Raw genomic sequence first — 550 nt, 5'->3', positions numbered from 1 at the left:
CGGAAGGGGCTTCCCAGCCCCTCCGCCGACGCACCGCATCCCTGCGGTGCCCCTTCGGGCTGTTCTCGATAAATGCTCTGGTGCTCGGCGCGGCATACGGGGGAAAACCGTCCCGGAGTTAAAGGCCGCTTGGTGTCCAAATTGCACAGCCTCAATGGCGTGTAACGAAATCGGAATTTTATAGCTTTGATTACCTGGATTCCACTGCGCTTCATCCTGGCTACTTGCTGCTGATTGAGCCGTAGGCTTTACTTTTTGCCTTGCGGGTCACTGAGAACTATCTGTTCAAATTTGTACCTTTGTGCGTCTGCTCTTCGGCTGTGGCATAAAGTTTTTGAAAAACTTTGTTTAACGCTTCTAACCGTGCTTCGTTCTGCCCTGTGTTACGGTTCGCGTACATATACGGGCGAATTGCTTTGTGCTCGCCACTATCTTGCGCAAACCCGTATAAATAGCCATTGTTGATATCCAAAAGGGATACCTCGTATACTGAATATGAGTCTCGGTGGTGCCCTGGCACCAACCACATCCCAACGATGGATATATTCAA

Annotated in this window: 1 pseudogene; it reads right to left on the bottom strand. The window is 50.5% G+C overall.

What is annotated here, in order from left to right:
* Window positions 1-277 precede the first annotated feature (277 nt).
* A pseudogene (locus tag NP589_RS21620) lies at window positions 278-550 on the bottom strand (hypothetical protein); the annotation flags it as partial.

Source organism: Methylomonas rosea, from assembly GCF_024505055.1.
Taxonomy (GTDB): domain Bacteria; phylum Pseudomonadota; class Gammaproteobacteria; order Methylococcales; family Methylomonadaceae; genus Methylomonas; species Methylomonas rosea.
Note: the sequence above shows the minus strand (reverse complement) of the source record. Positions and strands in the feature narration are given on the sequence as shown.